Below are 17,901 nucleotides of genomic sequence, written 5' to 3'. Positions count from 1 at the left end.
GAAAAGCCCGGCTGCGTGCCGGCGCCCGCGGCGATTGCTGCCGCCCCTGCCGCTCCGGTCGCCGGTCGCGCCCGCTGCCCCTGCCGCTTCCGTGGCACCCGCTGCGCCCGCGCCCACGCCTGCGTCCGAGGAGCCCGCGGCAGCGGACGGTCCCTGCATCACCGCTCCGCTCGTCGGTACGTTCTACGTCGCCCCGTCGCCCGACAAGGACCCCTATGTCCAGCCCGGCGACCGCGTCAAGAAGGGCGATACGGTTTGCTTGCTCGAGGCCATGAAGATGATGAGCGAGGTCACCGCTCCGGTCGACTGCGTGATCGACGAGATCATGGCGACCGACGGCGAGCTCGTGTCCTTCGGCGCCCCGCTGATCCGCTATCACGAGGCGTAAGGGAAGCGGGTCTATGTTCAAGCGAATCCTCATCGCCAACCGAGGCGAGATCGCCGTGCGCGTGTTCCGCGCGTGCCGCGAGCTCGACATCGAGCCGGTGGTCGTCTATTCCGAGGCCGATCGCGAGGCCCTGCACGTGCAGCTCGCCGAGCATTCCTACTGCATCGGTCCCGCCTCGTCGGCCCAGAGCTACCTCAACACCGACGCCATTCTCACGGTGGCCAAGGCCGCGCACTGCGATGCCATCCACCCCGGATACGGCTTCCTTTCCGAGAACGCCGAGTTCGCCGACGAGTGCGAGAAGAACGGCATCACGTGGATCGGCCCGTCGGGCGACGTCATCCGCATGATGGGCAACAAGGCCGCCGCGCGCGAGCTCATGAAGAACGCCGGCGTGCCGGTCGTGCCCGGCTCCGACGGCTCGGTCGCCGATGCGGCGGAGGCCAAGCGCATCGCCGATGAGATCGGCTACCCCGTGCTCATCAAGGCCGCTGCCGGCGGTGGCGGTCGCGGCATGCGCAAGGTGTTCGACCCGGATCAGTTCGAGGACCTGTTTGAGGAGGCCCGTGCCGAGTCGCGCGCCTGCTTCAACGATGACGAGATGTACCTCGAGAAGCTCGTGCTGAACCCCCACCACATCGAGTTCCAGATCATGGCCGACAGCTGCGGCAACGTCGTGCAGCTGGGCGAGCGCGACTGCTCCATCCAGCGTCGCGGCCAGAAGATGATCGAGGAGACCCCTTCGCGCGTGCTCACGCCCGAGTTGCGCGAGCGCATGGGCGAGGCGGCGGTCAAGGCGGCCCGCGCCGCAGGGTACGTGAACGCGGGTACCATCGAGTTCGTGCTTGATCCCTCCGGCGAGTTCTACTTCATCGAGATGAACACGCGCATTCAGGTCGAGCATCCCATCACCGAGTGCGTGACCGGCATCGACCTGGTGCGCGAGCAGCTGCGCGTGGCCTCGGGCCTCTCGCTGTCCTTCACGCAGGACGATATCAACCTGCGCGGGCATGCGATCGAATGCCGCATCAACGCCGAGGATCCGGCTCACGGCTTTATGCCCTCGCCGGGCCTTGTCGACTTCGTGCACCTGCCCGGCGGTTATGGTGTGCGCGTCGACACCGGCCTGTATGCCGGCTGCGAGCTGCCGCCCTACTACGACTCGCTGGCGGCCAAGCTCATCGTCTGGGCGCCGACGCGTCTGGAGGCCATTCGCCGCATGCGTCGCTGCCTGGAGGAGTTCGTTATCGACGGCCCCAGGACCAACATCGACGTCCTTCATCAGATCATGTATCACCCCGGCTTCATCCGCGCGACGTACAATACGTCGTTTATCGACGAGAACCTGGACACGTTGCTCGCGTGGACCAACGCCGCCGACGTGCAAGAGGAGGCGTAACGCATGGCAGGAATTCTTGCCGAGCGCCGCAACCGGCTCATAGCGCTCAAGAAGATGCGCGAGCAGGGCAGCGCCCCGACGGTTGAGGAGAAGACGTGCCCCAGCTGCGGGCGCGCGCTCGCAGACAGCGACCTGGCGGCGAATCAGTTCGTCTGCCCGTACTGCGGCCATCATTTCGGCATTCCCGCGCGCGACCGCATCCGCATGGTCGTCGACGACGGTCAGTTCCGCGAGCTCGACGCCTCGCTCGTCTCGACCGATCCGCTCGATTTCCCGGGTTATCCCGACAAGCTCTCCACCCTGCGCGCCAAGACGCATACCGGTGACGCGGTCGTCACGGGCATCGGCAAGATCGGCGGCATCCGCGTCGCCATCGCCGCGCTCGACACGCGCTTTCTCATGGCGAGCATGGGGGCTGTGGTCGGAGAGCGCCTGACGCGGCTCATCGAGCGCGCGACCAAGCAGCACCTTCCGCTGATCATCTTCTCCGCCAGCGGCGGCGCCCGCATGCAGGAGGGCATCATCTCGCTGATGCAGATGGCGAAGACCTCCGCGGCAATCCAGCGCTTCTCCGACCGCGGCGGCCTGTATATCTCGGTTATGACCCATCCCACCACGGGCGGCGTGACCGCGAGCTTTGCCAGCTTGGGCGACATCATGCTCGCCGAGCCCGGCGCGCTCATCGGTTTCGCCGGCCCGCGCGTGATCGAGCAGACCATCGGCGAGAAGCTTCCCGAGGGCTTCCAGAGCGCCGAGTTCCAGGTCGAGCACGGATTCCTGGATGCCGTCGTGCCGCGTGCCCGCATGCGCACCACGCTCATCCGTCTGCTTTCTCTCCACAAGAAGGGGGGTGCCGAACATGTCGGATAACCTTGTCCCAGTCGACGTGCTTACCGCAGCCCAGCGCGTGGCCATCGCGCGCCATCCCGGTCGTCCGGGCGTGGCCGAGATCGTCGACGCCCTGTTCACGGACTTCTTCGAGCAGCGCGGCGACCGTGCCGCCACCGACGACCGCAGCATCATGGGCGGTATCGCGCGCTTCCACGGCCGCCCGGTCACGATTCTCGGCAACCGCAAGGGCACCGAGATCGAGGACCGCATCGCGTTCAATTTCGGCATGGCGTCTCCCGAGGGCTATCGCAAGGCGCAGCGCATCATGCTCCAGGCGCAGAAGTTCGGCCGCCCCATCTTCACGTTCGTCGACACCTCCGGCGCCTATCCGGGTCTTGAGGCCGAGGCGCACGGTCAGGGCGAGGCCATCGCGCGCTCCATCGAGCTCATGAGCTCGCTGACGGTCCCCGTGATCAGCGTCATCTGCGGCGAGGGCGGCTCCGGCGGCGCGCTGGCGCTCGCCGTGGGCAACCGTGTCATCATGCTCGAGAACGCCGTGTATTCGGTGCTGTCGCCCGAGGGCTTCGCATCGATCCTCTGGAAGGACGCGAGCCGCGCCGACGAGGCCTGCGAGGTCATGAAGCTCACGGCTGACGACCTGCTCGAGCTCGGCGTCATCGACGGGATCATCCCCGAGCCCGCCGGCGGCGCCCACGAGAACCCGCAGGCGCTGTTCCAGGTGCTCGACACGCAGCTTTCGCGCGAGCTCGAGGAGCTTTCCAAGATGAGCCCCACCGCGCTCGCCAACGACCGGTATCGCAAGTTCCGTGCCGTGGGCACGACGGCCGTGAAGAGGGGTCGCGTATGAGCGGAGTGAAGATCGTCGGAACCGGATCGGCGGTGCCGTCGCGCGTGATGACCAACGACGACATGGCGAAGATCGTCGATACGTCGGACGAGTGGATCAGCTCGCGCACCGGCATCCGCTCGCGTCACTATTGCGACGCGGAGGCGGGGGAGACCCACCGCTCGCTCGTGCGCGATGCGGCGTCCCGTGCGCTCGAGGCCGCTGGTCTTACCGCCGACCAGGTCGGCGTGTGCCTCGTCGCCACGTTTACCGCCGACACCTGCACCCCGTCGGCGGCATGCATGCTGCAGGCCGATCTGGGCATGCCCGAGGACACGCTGTGCTTCGACCTGAACGCGGCCTGCGCGGGATTCGTGTACGGCCTGCACGTCGCCGAGTGCCTGCTTCCGGGCGCCAAGCGCCCCTATGCGCTCGTGGTCGGCATCGATACGCTGTCGCGCGTCATGGATTTCACGGACCGCACGACGTGCGTGCTGTTCGGCGACGGCGCCGGCGCGGCGGTGCTCGAGTGCCGCGAGGGCTACCCGCAGCTGTATGCGGTCTGGGGCTCGCGCGGCGACGATGCGTCCCTGTACGCGCCGGGCGTGGGGTGCGACGAGCCGTCGTACCTGCATATGGACGGCCGCGCCGTTTTCCGCTTCGCCACCGAGGTGATGCCGCGCGCCACCAAAGAGGTGCTCGACGCCGCCGGCATCACGGCAGACGAGGTCGACCGCTTCGTGTACCACCAGGCCAACAAGCGCATCGTGGACTATTCGGTCAAGAAGCTCGGCCTCGATCCCGCGAAGTGCGAGGGGAATATCGACCATATGGGCAACACGTCGGCCGGCAGCGTGCCGATCCTGCTCGATGAGCTCGTGCGCGCCGGCAAGATCGTTCCCGGCAACCGCGTGCTCATGGCCGGATTCGGCGCGGGTCTCACCTGGGCCGGCGCCCTCGCCGAGCTGGCGTAGCGCTGGGCATCAGATCGATAGACGCAACTGACCTTCGAAAGGAAGAGATACATGAAGAAGCTCAACGAGATCTTGGGGACCGAGTTCCCCATCATCCAGGGCGGCATGGCGAATATCGCCACCGGCGAGTTCGCTGCCGCGTGCTCCAATGCCGGCGCCCTCGGTCTTGTGGCCGGCGGCGGCTTGGACGGCGAGAGCCTGCGCGCTCAGATCCGCCGCGCGAAGGAGCTCACGGACAAGCCCTTCGGCGTTAACCTCATGCTCATGAACCCGCATATCGACGAGTGCGCGCAGGTCGTCGTCGAGGAGGGCGTGAAGGTCGTCACCACCGGTGCAGGTAACCCCGCCAAGTACGTTGCCGCCTGGAAGGAGGCGGGCATCCGCATCTTCCCCGTGGTCGCCGCCCCGATTCTCGCCAAGCGCCTGGCGCGGCTGGACATCGACGGCATCATCGCCGAGGGCACCGAGTCCGGCGGCCATGTGGGCGAGGCGACCACGATGGCGCTCGTCCCCGCTGTGGTCGACGCGGTCGATCTGCCCGTGATCGCCGCCGGCGGTATCGCCGACGGTCGCGGCATGGCGGCCGCCTATGCGCTGGGCGCGTGCGGCGTGCAGGTGGGCACCTGCCTGCTTGCGAGCGAGGAGTGCCCCATCCACGCGAACTACAAGGAGAAGGTCGTCAAGGCGGGCGTCAACGACACCGTGGTGACCGGCCGTCCCGCCGGCGCTCCCGTTCGCTGCCTCAAGAACAAGATGACCAAGAAGTATCTGGAGCTCGAGCAGGAGGGCACCAAACGCGACGAGCTCGAGGCGCTGACCCTCGGCTCCCTGCGTCGCGCCGTCCTCGATGGCGACGTGGACACCGGTAGCTTCATGTGCGGCCAGATCGCCGGCATGGTGCACGAGGTCCGTCCGGTTCGCGCGATCCTCGAGGACATGGTTGCCGGCTGCAAGGCAACGATCGAGGGGTTGAGCGCATAATGACGACCGCGTTTCTGTATGCCGGCCAGGGCTCGCAGCACGCGGGCATGGGCCGTGACCTGTACGAGGCCTATCCGACGTTCGCTGCCATGATCGACGCCGCGGACGAGGCCGTCGACTTCGATCTCAAGACGCTCATGTTCGAGGGTCCCGACGACCAGCTGAACCAGACCGAGTACACCCAGCCGTGCATGGTCGCTTTCGCCTGCGGCATGACGGCGGTGCTGGCCGAGCTCGGCCTCACGCCCGACTACGTCGCCGGCCTGTCGCTGGGCGAGTACTCCGCGCTCGCCGCGGCGGGTGTGTTCGATCCCGTCGAGGCCGTGAAGCTCGCTGCCTTCCGCGGGGCGGCCATGGCCAGCGCCGCCGCCGGTCGCGACACCGCCATGATCTCCATCCTCGGCCTTGACCGCCAGACCGTGGAGTCCGTGGTCGAGGCTACCGCTGCGGACGCCGCCGAGGGCCTGACCGTCGAGGTCTCCAACTACAACTGCCCCGGCCAGATTGTCATCGCGGGCGACCGAGAGCCGGTCGAGGCCGCCGCTGCCGCCGCCAAGGAGGCCGGCGCCCGCCGCTGCATCCCGCTCAAGGTGAGCGGCCCGTTCCACACCTCGCTGCTCAAGCCCGCCGGCGATGCCCTGCGCGAGCGTCTTTCCGGCCTGGAGCTGGGCGAGATGCGCGTGCCCGTGCTGTTCAACACGCTGGGGCGCGAGATGGGCGAGGGCGACACCATCGTCAGCCTGCTCGAGCGCCAGGTGCAGTCCTCCGTCCGCATGGAGGACACCATCTGCCGTCTGGCCGACCTGGGTGTCGATCGCATCATCGAGATCGGCCCGGGCAAGGTGCTCTCCGGCTTGGTTCGCAAGACCGCCAAGGAGCTTGCCTGCACCCCCGTCGAGACCGTCGAGGATCTCGCCAAGCTGACCGCCGAGTAGGGCGAGGAGCCGGGGCAGTCCGCGCGGCAGCGCGCTCGGTCCCGGCGACCTGCTGCGGGGCCTATCGTCCCCAAAACGCCCGACGTTTTGTTCCAAGGAGGAACTACCCATGGATTTGACCGGTAAGACCGCCATCGTGACCGGCGGCAGCCGCGGTATCGGACGCGCCATCTGCATCGAGCTCGCCCGCCGCGGCGCCAACGTCGTGTTCTCCTACGCCGGCAACGCGGCCGCTGCCGACGAGACCGTGAAGCTCGTCGAGGCGGAGGGCGTGGCCGCTCGCTCCGTGAAGGGCGATGTGACCAGCGCCGACTCCGCAAAGGAGCTGGTGGAGGCCGCCCGCGAGCTCGGAGGCGTGGACATCCTCGTCAACAACGCCGGCATCACGCGCGATAAGCTCGCCGCCCGCATGAGCGAGGAGGATTTCGATGCTGTGATCGCCACCAACCTCAAGGGCGCCTTCCTCATGACCAAGGCCGTGCTGCGCCCCATGATGCGCGCCAAGAGCGGCAGCATCGTCAACATGGCGAGCGTCGTCGGCATCATGGGCAACGCGGGGCAGGCAAACTATGCCGCCAGCAAGGCCGGTCTCATCGGTATGACCAAGTCCGTTGCGCGCGAGGTGGCCGCCGCGGGCATTCGCGTGAACGCCGTCGCCCCCGGTTACATCGAGACCGATATGACCGCGGCTATGCCTGAGGCCGCCCAGCAGGCCATGTGCTCCATGATTCCCGCCGCCCGCGCCGGCAAGCCCGAGGACGTGGCGCGTGCCGTCGCCTTCCTGGTTTCCGATGACGCGGCCTACATCACCGGCCAGGTGCTGGCCGTCGACGGCGGCATGGCCATGTAGGCTCGCTGTCCCAGGTGCGCCATCTTGCCCTTCAATCGTCGGTCATGACCCTAAGGTCTATGCCCTCCTCTTTCAGGGCAACCTGGCGCACCTGGGACAGCGCATCGCGGGTATCTCGACCAAAAGTGACCCGCCTCCAATTGTTCGAATTCATCTCCCGAAAGGAGCTTTCATATGTCCAAACGCAGGGTTGTTATCACCGGCATGGGAGCCCTGACGCCCATCGGTAACACCGCGACTGAGAGCTGGGACGCAGCTCGCGCCGGCAAGCTGGGCATCGCGCCCATCACACAGTTCGATGCGAGCGCCCAGAAGGTCAAGATCGCGGCAGAGGTGAAGGGCTTCGAGCCCAAGGAGCACTTCTCCGCTCCCGAGGCCAAGCACAAGTCCCGCTTCACGCAGCTCGCGATTGTGTCGGCGCGCGAAGCCATCGCGCAGAGCGGTCTCGACCTGGATTCCGAGGACCTCACCCGCGCCGGCGTGATCGTGTCCTCCGGCATCGGTGGCGTCCGCGAGACCGAGACCCAGCAGACCAGCTGCCTCAAGCGCGGATTCGACCGCTGCTCCCCGTTCTACATCCCCATGGGCATCTCCAACATGGCGGCCGGCGAGGTGGCCATCGAGTTCGGCTTCAAGGGAATGTGCACCTGCCCCGTGACCGCGTGCGCCGGCGGCTCCAACGCCGTGGGCGACGCCTTCCGCCATATCCGTGACGGCTATGCGGACATCATGCTCACCGGCGGCACCGAGGCGGCCATCACCCCGCTTTCCATCGGCGGCTTCACCACCATGCGCGCCCTGCACGTCGGCGACGACCCCACCTGCGCCTCCGTGCCCTTCGACGCCCGTCGCAGCGGGTTCGTCATGGGCGAGGGCGCCGGCATGCTGGTGCTCGAGGAGCTCGAGCACGCTCAGGCCCGCGGCGCGAACATCATCGCCGAGATCGTCGGCTACGGCGTGACCTGCGATGCCTACCACATCACCGCTCCCGCGCCGAACGGCGAGGGCGGCGCACGCGCCATGGAGCAGGCTTTGGCCGATGCCGGCGGCGTGGCCCCGGAGGCCGTGGGCTACATCAATGCGCACGGCACCTCCACCCCGCTCAACGACAAGGGCGAGACCGCGGCGATCAAGACCGTGTTCGGCGATCATGCCTACCACATGGCCGTCTCCTCCACCAAGTCAATGACCGGCCATATGCTCGGTGCGGCCGGCGCCGTGGAGGCCATCTTCACCGCGCTCGCCCTGCGCGATCAGTTCCTGCCGCCCACCATCGGCTACGTCGAGGCCGACCCTGAGTGCGATCTCGACTACGTGCCGAACGAGGGCCGTGCGGCCGATTTCGAGTACGCGCTGTCCAACTCGCTTGGTTTCGGCGGCCACAATGCCTGCGTCCTGCTCAAGAAATGGAATGGCTAGGTGAGTCACATGCAGCTTGATTCCAACCAGATCGCGGAGATCCTGCCGCATCGCTACCCCTTTGCGCTCGTCGACCGCATCACCGATGGCGAGGAGGGCTCCTGGGCCCGCGGTCGCCTGTGCGTGAGCAATATGAGCCCGGTGTTTTGCGGCCACTTCCCGCAGTACCATGTCCTGCCCGGCGTGCTGATCGTCGAGGCGCTCGCGCAGGTCGCGGCCGTCGCCATGCTGTCGCTTCCCGAGAACCGCGGCAAGCTCGGCTTCTTCGCGTCCATCAAGGATGCGAAGTTCCGCAAGCAGGTGCGTCCCGGCGACGTGCTCGAGCTCGAGAGCCGCATCGTCAAGACGCGCCGTTCGTTCGCGTTCGTCGAGGCGGAGGCCCGTGTCGATGGCGAGGTCGCCTGCACCGCCACGCTGACGCTCGCCCTCGGTTCCGCCGACGAGGCCTAGTGCGCCATGTCAGCGCGCAGGGAGCATCAAGAGTTGGAAGAGATGTTTGAGAGCATATATAACAAGTTCAAGCTCCATTTCTACCAGGAGACCTTCTCGCGCTTTCAGGATCGTGAGGCGAGCCTGACGACGGTCGAGGCGTTCGCCATGGAAGCGATCTACGCGCTCGGTTCACCGACGGTGCACGAGTTCGCCGAGTTCATGCGCATCTCGTCTTCGAACGCGGCCTACAAGATCGGGAGCCTTATTCGCAAGGGGTATGTCGAGAAGGTCCAATCGGAAAGTGATGGGCGCGAGTACCATCTGCGCCCCACGCAGAAGTACCTGGACTACTATCGCATCAGCTCCTCGTATATCCACGATGTCATGGATCGCATCCGTCAGCGGTTCTCCGAGGAGGACCTGACGAAGATGGGGGAGATCCTGACCGTTATGAGCGAGGAGCTCATGCCCGAGGTGACCGTGCCGGCCTCGGGGGTAAAGGCATAGGTGCTGCAAGGCGGCCCGTCGGATGGCGGGCCGCCTTTTTGCGTCGGCCTCCGTTAGGCCGCCGTGGCGCCTTCCCGCAGAAACCGTCGCGACGTCAGGCATGGGTTGGAACGAACTCGTCCCCAACCAACCCATCCCCAACCAACCCGTCTGACAGAGGCTTGCGTAACGGGTGCCCCGCGCGACGCTCCGGCGCGGGGCGAGTCCGGTCAGCGGTTTTCGCCGCGCTCTATGCCGTACCTGCGCACGATGCGGGCGAGCTTGCGGCGCCAGGGCAGGTAGAGGGCGCCGAGAAACGCGACGGTGGCGATTCCGTGGGCGGCGTCGAAGGGGAACGAGGCGGCGTAGACCGCGAGCAGGTTGAAACCGAGCCCGGTGTGCAGGTAGCCGATGATCGACCACGCGTTGAGAATCCACCCATAGAGCACCGAGGCCACGAATCCGTAGATGAGCAGCGCCGGCATGCCCTTGCGTTCCTGCCCGCTCGCGTCCGGATGCCCGAACACGCCGATCTGCGCAAGCGCGCCCGCGCCATAGCCCACGAGTCCCCAGGCGTACATCTGCCATGGGGTCCACGCGCCCTGTCCGAAAAAGAAATTCGAGGTCAGGGCGGCAAGTGCTCCAACCATAAAGCCTGAGCGCCTTCCCAGGCAGACGCCGGCGATGATCGCGACGGCGCTTATCGGCTTCACGCTCGGCACCGCGGCGAACAGCACGCGGCCGGCGGCGGCGATTGCGGCGAGCACCACGGTGGGCATGATCTCGCGCATATGCATCTCACCCGTCTCGTATGAGGCGAAAAAGATGCCGAGCGCGGCGAGCACCACGGTAAACGACAACAGGGCGGTCTGCCTGAAACCGCACAGGCCCGCAATGACGAGCACGGCCGGTACGGCGGCCAGAGCGACTGCCTCGAGCGCCGCGTTTCCCTTCGGCCTACGGGGTCGGGGCCGCTCGAGCGGGGCCTCTGCGACGGAGGGGCGCACATCCGAGGGAGGCTGATCGACCGCTTCCAGCGGCGCCTCCTCGCGTTGCAGCAGCATGCCGAACAGCCGCGCGCGCTCGTGGGGGCGATACATGAGGCTGTAGCCGAAGAACTCCCGTGCGGGCTCGGTGCAGGCGATCTGCCCGTCGAACATGAGCGACACCTCGTCGGCGACGGCGTAGGCGACATCCAGGTCGTGCGTCACGAGCAAAACGGTGCAGCCGCGCTCGGCGATGCCGCGCAGGATGGTGACGATCTCGGCCGCCCCGCTCGCGTCGAGTCCCGTGGTGGGCTCGTCGAGCACGAGCAGCCGGGGCCTGGTGAGCAGCACCTTTGCGAGGGCGAGCTTTTGCTGCTGTCCTCCGGAGAGGTCGAAGGGGTGATGGGCCTCAAGGCCGGAAAGCCCCATGCGCTCGATCATGCGCGCGATGTCGTCGGCGCTATATCCCGCCCGCTCGCGCCATTCGTCGAGTTCGTCGGCGACGGTGTTGCACACCAGAAGCGCCTTCGGGTCCTGCGGTAGGTAGCTTTGGGTTTCATGGCAGGTGTTGTCCACATGCCCGCGTTGGGGTCGCAGGATGCCGACGAGCGTTTTGAGCAGGGTTGACTTGCCGCAGCCGTTGCCGCCGACGATGGCGTGCACGCTGCCCTGACAGACGGTGAGGTCGAGGCCCCGCAGCGTCCAGGGGGCATCGCGGTCGTAGCGGACGAACACGTCGCGCGCCGACAGGACCGGCAGGCCCCGATGGAAGGTGCTCCAGCGAACGGCAAGGCGACGGTCGAGCTCGGCGCGCGGGACGGCGGGCGGCACGGGCCCGATCGGGAACGTCTGGGTCGCCAGATGCTCGGCCTCCTCAGGCAGATGGGTCGACATGATGACGGTGATGCCGAGTTCCCGGTGCACCCGACTGAGCAGGTACAAAAACTGTCGGCGGGCATCGGGATCGAGGCTCGCGGTCGGCTCGTCGAGCACGAGCAGCCGTGGCTGCAGCGCGAGCACTCCGGCAAGGTTCACCAGCTGCTGCTGTCCCCCGGAGAGCGCGTCGGTCGATGTGTGCATAAGCGGCTCGATGCCGAAGAAGTGCGCGATCTCCGCCACGCGCCTGCGCATCTCGCTTTGCGCCATGCCGATGTTTTCCAGCCCGAACGCGATCTCGTGCCAGACGGTGTCGCACACGATCTGAGCTGCGGGATCCTGCATGATGAAGCCGATGTCAGTTGCCGAGCGCAGAGAATCCGTCGCCTGCTCGCCGAGTACCTCGATGGTGCCCGTTTTGATCCCCTCGGGCGCCAATTCGGGTTTGAGCAGACGCAGAAGCGTGGTCTTCCCGCATCCGGTGGGTCCGTTCACAAGGCAGAACGCGCCGGCATCCACCTCGAGGGAGATGTGCTCGAGGACCGGTTCATGTTCAGGGTAGGCGAAGGTGAGATCGCAGATTCGTGCCGCGCGGGCGCTCAGAGCGTTCGCCATAGCCACCACCCCCGTATCGACAGTGCGACGGGCACCAGCATGAGTGCGGCGAACGGGGCATATCCCCACCACAACACGAGTTGGGGAGGGGTGGGGTAGAACGCGTATTGGGAACAGGCGATGGCGACGAGCGGCACGTTGACCGCCGCGAGCGCGCACATGGCCCCGATCAGCCCGGCATCGGCCTTTCGGACGCGCGACTGGCGGTAGACCGTGCGGCGCGCCCCGCAGGCGTATCCACGCGCGCGCATGGCGTCGGCGCGCACCAGGCTGTCCTCCAGCGCCCAGCCCATGAGGACCGAGCTGGTGCGCAGGTGGCCGGCCGCCCGTTCGCGCGTCGTGCGCGGAGCGATCGCGGGCGTCGCCTGTGCGACGGCCTCCACGGTGCGCCCGCGCGAAACGAGTTGGGGGATCAAACGCATAGCCTGCGTGGCCATCAGGGCGACGGTCGGTGCGATGCCGCCGAGCACCTCGGTTGCCGCGGAGCTATCGATGCAGGCGAGGCATGTGGTCATCCACAGCAGGACGGAAGCGAGCATGATGCCCGTGCACACGCCGAAAAACAGGGCCTCCGCGGTGAACGCGCGGCCGAATAGCGAAAACAGAACGTGGGCTCCCCGGCCTACAAACAGGAGGTTCGCCACGGCGACCACCCCTACCACGGGGATCGTCCAGCCGATCTGGCGCAATCCGGCGCGTATTCCGCGCACGCAGCAGGCGCATGCGCCCGCGCCTGCATACGAGAGCGCTGCATAGACCGGCTGCGAGGCAGCCATGGCAAAGCCGGCGGCGCAGACGAGGTAGACGACGACCACCGCAGGATGGAAATCGGAAAAAGGATTGTATCGAACGTGCATCAGGATGCCTCTTGCAAAAAACGCCCGCGCCGACCGCATTCTGCAAGGTCGGCGCGGGCGCGTATGGTGGCGACTAGACGAGGTAGGTCCAGGTGAGGACATCGCCATCCGACACGGTTGCCACGTCGGCGGAATCCATCACCGTCTCGCCGTTGAGGTCATAGCCCCAACCGCTCGAATCGCCGAAGTCGAACGAGGCGAGCCCTCCGATCCCGTTCACGAACGAACCGTAGTCGGAGTCCTGGATGTCCAGCTCAAGGCCGGTTGCCTTGATCGCGTCGAGCACGGTGGCACCTTCGTCCAGCTCAACGGTGTCGTCATAGGTCACGCTGCCGTCGGCCGCGCTCGAGTCGACGACCACCTGCACGGCGATCTGGGCGTCGTCGGCAGCGGGCGCCGCGGCAGATCCCGTGTCGGCGACAACGGCGGCGTTGCTTGCGCCCGAGCCGCCATCACTGGCGGTGGTCTGCGTGCAGCCGCCCAGGCAGGCAACGGCAAGCGCGCAGGTCAGCGCACCGATTGCAACGGTGCGGCGCGAAAGTGCGGACAGCGTGCGAGACAGGTTTTCGAGCATGATACATGCCTTTCTCCCCAGGGCCCATACCGATGGAGAGGCGATCCGGCTCGTTCCCACACCGCGCCTCGTCGCCCGATCTACGACGATATGCTCGCGGCAGCTGAACTCACGGTTGCTGGTACAGCTGGGGCTTTTCACCCCGTTCCCCTGGGCGTTCGGCATCTCGCCTGCGCCCGTGCGTCTCCGCACCATCCATCTGGCCAAATAACAATGCGCCTCGATTGTAGGTGAGAAATCGGTGCCTGTCCCCGTTTTCCCAAAAGAAAACGGGGACAGGCACCGATTTCATATGAGCGCTCAGAGCCGAGGCCTCCCAAACAGGTCTTTGCGAAGCTTTACCCGCTGCTCCATAAACCTTTTGGTGCGCTCCGGGCGTTCGATGCCGAGATGCCGGTAGAGCACGTCCATCAGCACGTCCCATCGCTCGATGTTCTTGATCTGGGAGTGTGTGATGGTTTCAACGGCGATATCCATGCTGCGCAGAGCCGTTTTGCGCGCTGAGTCGTCCCGTTGCGTCCCTTTGCTATCTTCGAGCGCGATGCCGTGGAATGCCGCTCCCTCCACCTCGCAGCACAGACTTGGTGTGTGGCTCCCCTCGTCGAACCATCCGATGTCGACGACGCAGATGGGCGATCCCCACGCCGATGCCGAAGAGGGCGATAGCTTGACACGACGATTGAGCTGAAACGGTGGAAGCCCCTCGAGCCCAAGCTTCCTGTTGATGCCCATGAGGAGAGCGGCCTGGGCCTCCAGCGGAGAGGCGGCACCCGCGACGACCATCTCGAGTGCGCGCCTGAAGGTCTTTGCCCCGTGCACCGGTCCCAGCGATTTGGAAAACTCCGCAAGCTCTTCGATGCTGCACAGCGGCGGCCGTTTCCAGAGATTGGAGATGGTGCCGTCACGCGTTCTGCAGGGGCTCCAAGGCAAGGGGGCGCCGTGGTTGTCGGTGAACGCAAGCGGTTTCCCGTCGAGTCCGTAGAACGCCGCGAGTTGTCGCGTCGTGTCGGGCAGCCCGCATGTAGTGTCGAGCAGGCTTATGGCGCGCTGCATGCGAGACGTGCCGGGACAGGTGGCGTAGAGTCCGCAGCACTCCATCATGACCATAGCCAATTGCACGGGCGTGCAGTCGCGAGCCATATGGAGGAGCGCCACCCGCGGTGAGGTGGCGTAAAGGTTGTCGGAAATCTGCTCAAGATCATCGTCGGAGATATCATTCGACCTGGTATGCCATACGGCATAGGGCGACGCGCCGCGTGGGATTCCGTCGGTTAGCACGTGAACGGGAATCGAGACCCCTTTAAGCGAGCGGAAGATTTCGTGGCGGATCTCCAAGATGAGCTGTGGGGTATTCAAGCGTTCTCGATATGAAGGCGAAGCGCGATTCAGCGACTCCAGCACCTCGGGAGGAAATTCAAGCTCTCTGATGCACGGTGGTGTGCGTAGGAATTCAAGAGCCGATATGCCATGCAGTATCCAGTCTTTCATAGCAAATAGAGTATCATTAGCACTCAATATTGTATATATGTAGAAAGTATTTTTGTCTATATATTACGAAGTAACGGATTTCGCGGGAAGCGCGCAAGAAATATTCACAGCTGATTAAGCATAATGAAAACATCGCAGGTAAACAGCTATATCGATTTGGCCGTTATGCACAACGGGCTCCGTCTTCCCGCAAAATCCGTCGCGACGTTTTTTGCGGGAAGACGATAAGGCACATGTCTCCTCACCCTTTCAACCCTTTAGCGCGCTGCAGTGCGCCGTCTGGCGATACGTCAGTTATGACCGGAGCTCTCCGGGGTAGTCTCAAGCCATACGGCTGAAATGCGGGGCGATATGCCGCCTCGCTGCTCGTCGGCGCCACGCGTGCCGAAGAAAGGATGGTCATCATGGGTGCACCTCAGACGAACAATGTGAGGAACGTCGTCTTGGTTGGCCAGGGAGGAGTAGGAAAGACCTCCCTGGCAGAATCGATGCTGCATCTTTCAGGCAAGACCACCCGTCTGGGCGGTCACGCGGGCACCAAGCCCACGCTGGATTACGACGCCGAGGAAGTGAAGCGCGGCGTCTCCATTTCCACCTCCATCGCCCCTATCGACTGGAAGGGCACGCGCATCAACGTGCTCGATGCGCCCTGCTACCCCGACTTCATCGGCGACGCGTATGCGGCCATGGCCGTCAGCGAGACGGCGCTGTTCGTGGTCGACGCCTCCGAGGGGCCGCAGCCCACGACCGTTAAGCTGTGGTACGCCGCCGAGGACCTGCGCCTGGCGCGCGCCGTCTTCATCAACCGCATCGATAAGGAAACGGCGGATTACGACGCCTGCATGGAGCGGCTGCGCGAGCGCTTCGGCATGCGCCTGGGTGCCGTCACCCTCCCGTGGGGTACGGGCGAGGCGTTCGAGGGCGTCATCGACGTCGTGCGTATGAAGGCGCGCCACTGCGAGGGCACCACGCAGACCGAGTTCGACATCCCCGAGGAGTACCTGCCCTCCGCCGAGGCCGCGCGCGAGCAGCTGTGCGAGGCCGTCGCCGAGGCCGACGACGAGCTCATGATGAAGTACCTCGACGGCGAGCCGCTTACCCAGGAAGAGGTCGAGAGCCTGCTTTCCAAGGCGATCGCCCAGCGCCTGTTCGTCCCGGTGTTCGTCGGCTCCTGCACCAAGGAGCTCGGCGTCCATTCCGTCATGGACGATATCGCCACCTATTTCCCGACGCCGACCGATTACGGCGAGATGCCGCTCATGGACGGCGACACCCTCAAGATCTCCTCTGAGGACGATCGCCCCGTGGCCTTCGTGTTCAAGACCCTGAACGACGCCCAGCAGGGCCGCATCTCCTTCCTCAAGGTTCTGACCGGTACGCTCACCCCCGGCATCGAGCTCGTGAATGCCCGCACCCGCAAGAGCGAGCGCCTGGCGCACCTGTACGTCATGTGCGGCCGCGACATGAACGAGGTCGGCAAGGCAGAGGCGGGTGACATCATCGTCACCACCAAGATCTCCGCCGATACCGGCGACACGCTGTCGGTGTCCGGCAAGATCGAGGCCGCTGCGTTCAAGTTCCCGAACAGCCAGTACCGCATCGCCATCGAGGCCGTGAACCGCAGCGAGGAAGACAAGCTCTTCACGTTCATCGACAAGGCGTGCGAGGCGGACCCGACCATGAAGATCGAGCGCGACGAGGAGACCGGCCAGACCATCATCTCCGCGGTGGGCGAGGCCCAGGTGTCCGTCCTGCTCAACCGCCTCGAGGAGCGCACCAAGGTCGAGGCGCACATCGTCCCCATCCGCATTCCGTACCGCGAGACCATCCGCCGCGTGGCGAGCGCCCAGGGCCGCCACAAGAAGCAGACCGGCGGCGCGGGCCAGTTCGGCGATTGCTACCTGCGCGTCGAGCCGTTGGCCGACGGCGACTACGAGTTCGTCGACGAGGTCGTGGGCGGCCGCATCCCGCGCGCCCTCATCCCCGCGGTCGACAAGGGCGTCCAGGAGACCATGAAGGAAGGCGTCATCGCCGGCTATCCGCTGACGGGCATCCGCGTGGCGTGCTACGACGGCTCCTATCATCCGGTCGACTCCAACGAGATGGCGTTCCGCGCCGCCGCGCGCATCGCGCTCAAGAAGGCCTGCTCCGAGGCCGACCCGGTGGTGCTCGAGCCCATGGAGAACATCACCGTGACCATCCCCGAGAGCTATGCCGGCGCCGTGATGGGCGACGTGTCCGCCAGCCGCGGCCGCGTCACCGGCATGGATACCGATGATCGCGGCAACACCGTGGTCACCGCGACCGTCCCGTACGCCGAGCTCGTCGATTACGCGACCCGCCTGCGCTCGCTGACGCGCGGCACCGGTGATTTCACCATGGAGCCCGCCGGTTACGAGCAGGTTCCCTACGACGTGCAGAAGCACCTGATCGAGTTCTACGAGGAGTCTCGCGCACAGGGTAGGTAAGTTCTGGCGCGGACAAGACGTTGACGACGAGGGGGCGGACGCATCATCCGTCCCCTCGTCTTATATCAGCCTTCCGTTGACGCGACGGGGATTGGGCGCGTGCATTCGTGCAGTTTCCTAGTATGTGGTTGATTCCCAACCCCAATGCAACACCCTCCTCACGGTCCGCATATCCCGAGGTCATCGCAACGCCCCCGACCCCCGCGGGTCGGCATCCCCCCAGCTCGGAGCGCCCGGACGGGGCCCGCGCGGGCGTTGCGCTGGGTCCTGGAGGCATGCGGGGGCGCCCCGCCGGCCGGCCCTCCCGGACTCAGCGCAACGGGTCCCCGCGGGGCCTATGGGGCCTTCCGGCGCCTACCCGGCCAGCGGTGTGTTTGGTCAAGTCCGTCTTTCTGAAATGATCACGGAAAACTTTCGGGTTTGGGCACGCAACTTTTTCGGGTTCGGTCACGGGCGCGCCGCTAGCTTCCCGACTTGCCCAGCATGAGTGACTCC

The 17,901-nt window shown here is 65.9% G+C and carries 16 protein-coding genes; 12 read left to right on the top strand and 4 right to left on the bottom strand.

Annotated features, from left to right (window positions below; all coding sequences use genetic code 11):
- The first annotated feature begins 91 nt into the window (after positions 1–91).
- From BN3789_RS12995 to BN3789_RS04055, 11 genes are all read left to right on the top strand, one after another.
- A complete protein-coding gene (locus tag BN3789_RS12995; RefSeq protein WP_202615079.1) occupies positions 92–388 on the top strand; it encodes an acetyl-CoA carboxylase biotin carboxyl carrier protein in 297 nt (98 codons plus the stop codon).
- 13 nt (positions 389–401) lie between these two features.
- The gene (accC, locus tag BN3789_RS04100; RefSeq protein ID WP_066830434.1) at positions 402–1,787 is read left to right on the top strand and encodes an acetyl-CoA carboxylase biotin carboxylase subunit; all 1,386 of its coding nucleotides are present in this window, start codon (positions 402–404) and stop codon (positions 1,785–1,787) included.
- Positions 1,788–1,790: 3 nt separating this feature from the next.
- Positions 1,791–2,657, top strand: coding sequence for an acetyl-CoA carboxylase, carboxyltransferase subunit beta (gene accD, locus BN3789_RS04095; protein WP_066830432.1), 867 nt, complete (start codon positions 1,791–1,793; stop codon positions 2,655–2,657).
- Entirely contained in the window at positions 2,647–3,486 is an 840-nt protein-coding gene (locus BN3789_RS04090) for an acetyl-CoA carboxylase carboxyltransferase subunit alpha (protein WP_066830429.1), read from the top strand. Before accD ends, BN3789_RS04090 begins: the two co-directional genes overlap by 11 nt.
- Positions 3,483–4,439, top strand: a complete 957-nt coding sequence (locus tag BN3789_RS04085) for a beta-ketoacyl-ACP synthase III (protein ID WP_066830426.1) — start codon at positions 3,483–3,485, stop codon at positions 4,437–4,439. The genes BN3789_RS04090 and BN3789_RS04085 overlap by 4 nt, the downstream gene beginning before the upstream one ends.
- 51 nt (positions 4,440–4,490) lie before the next feature.
- Entirely contained in the window at positions 4,491–5,420 is a 930-nt protein-coding gene (locus BN3789_RS04080) for a nitronate monooxygenase (RefSeq protein WP_066830423.1), read from the top strand.
- Positions 5,420–6,355 carry an ACP S-malonyltransferase gene (fabD, locus tag BN3789_RS04075; RefSeq protein WP_066830419.1) on the top strand — a complete coding sequence of 312 codons (936 nt, stop codon included), beginning with the start codon at positions 5,420–5,422 and terminating at the stop codon, positions 6,353–6,355. Before BN3789_RS04080 ends, fabD begins: the two co-directional genes overlap by 1 nt.
- Positions 6,356–6,464: 109 nt before the next feature.
- Positions 6,465–7,205 carry a 3-oxoacyl-[acyl-carrier-protein] reductase gene (gene fabG / locus BN3789_RS04070; RefSeq protein WP_066830416.1) on the top strand — a complete coding sequence of 247 codons (741 nt, stop codon included), beginning with the start codon at positions 6,465–6,467 and terminating at the stop codon, positions 7,203–7,205.
- A 174-nt stretch (positions 7,206–7,379) separates the two neighbouring features.
- Positions 7,380–8,624 carry a beta-ketoacyl-ACP synthase II gene (fabF, locus tag BN3789_RS04065; RefSeq protein ID WP_066830413.1) on the top strand — a complete coding sequence of 415 codons (1,245 nt, stop codon included), beginning with the start codon at positions 7,380–7,382 and terminating at the stop codon, positions 8,622–8,624.
- Positions 8,625–8,633: 9 nt separating this feature from the next.
- Positions 8,634–9,074, top strand: coding sequence for a 3-hydroxyacyl-ACP dehydratase FabZ (fabZ, locus tag BN3789_RS04060; protein ID WP_066830410.1), 441 nt, complete (start codon positions 8,634–8,636; stop codon positions 9,072–9,074).
- A 42-nt stretch (positions 9,075–9,116) separates the two neighbouring features.
- A complete protein-coding gene (locus BN3789_RS04055; RefSeq protein ID WP_229254197.1) occupies positions 9,117–9,563 on the top strand; it encodes a MarR family winged helix-turn-helix transcriptional regulator in 447 nt (148 codons plus the stop codon).
- A 209-nt stretch (positions 9,564–9,772) separates the two neighbouring features.
- Here the strand turns inward: BN3789_RS04055 and BN3789_RS13165 are convergent, their stop codons facing one another.
- From BN3789_RS13165 to BN3789_RS04035, 4 genes are all read right to left on the bottom strand, one after another.
- A complete protein-coding gene (locus BN3789_RS13165; RefSeq protein WP_229254178.1) occupies positions 9,773–12,019 on the bottom strand; it encodes an ATP-binding cassette domain-containing protein in 2,247 nt (748 codons plus the stop codon).
- Positions 12,004–12,876 carry an energy-coupling factor transporter transmembrane component T family protein gene (locus tag BN3789_RS04045; RefSeq protein WP_066830404.1) on the bottom strand — a complete coding sequence of 291 codons (873 nt, stop codon included), beginning with the start codon at positions 12,874–12,876 and terminating at the stop codon, positions 12,004–12,006. Before BN3789_RS04045 ends, BN3789_RS13165 begins: the two co-directional genes overlap by 16 nt.
- A 73-nt stretch (positions 12,877–12,949) precedes the next feature.
- Positions 12,950–13,450, bottom strand: coding sequence for a DUF4430 domain-containing protein (locus BN3789_RS04040; protein WP_066830401.1), 501 nt, complete (start codon positions 13,448–13,450; stop codon positions 12,950–12,952).
- A 300-nt stretch (positions 13,451–13,750) separates the two neighbouring features.
- A complete protein-coding gene (locus BN3789_RS04035; RefSeq protein ID WP_143753807.1) occupies positions 13,751–14,938 on the bottom strand; it encodes a hypothetical protein in 1,188 nt (395 codons plus the stop codon).
- A gap of 404 nt (positions 14,939–15,342) precedes the next feature.
- Between BN3789_RS04035 and BN3789_RS04030 the strand changes: the two genes are divergently transcribed.
- On the top strand, positions 15,343–17,406 hold the full coding sequence (locus BN3789_RS04030) for an elongation factor G (RefSeq protein ID WP_066831058.1): 2,064 nt from the start codon (positions 15,343–15,345) through the stop codon (positions 17,404–17,406).
- The last annotated feature ends 495 nt before the right edge of the window (positions 17,407–17,901 follow it).

It is taken from the genome of Collinsella ihumii (assembly GCF_900046475.1).
GTDB lineage: Bacteria > Actinomycetota > Coriobacteriia > Coriobacteriales > Coriobacteriaceae > Collinsella > Collinsella ihumii.
Note: the sequence above shows the minus strand (reverse complement) of the source record. Positions and strands in the feature narration are given on the sequence as shown.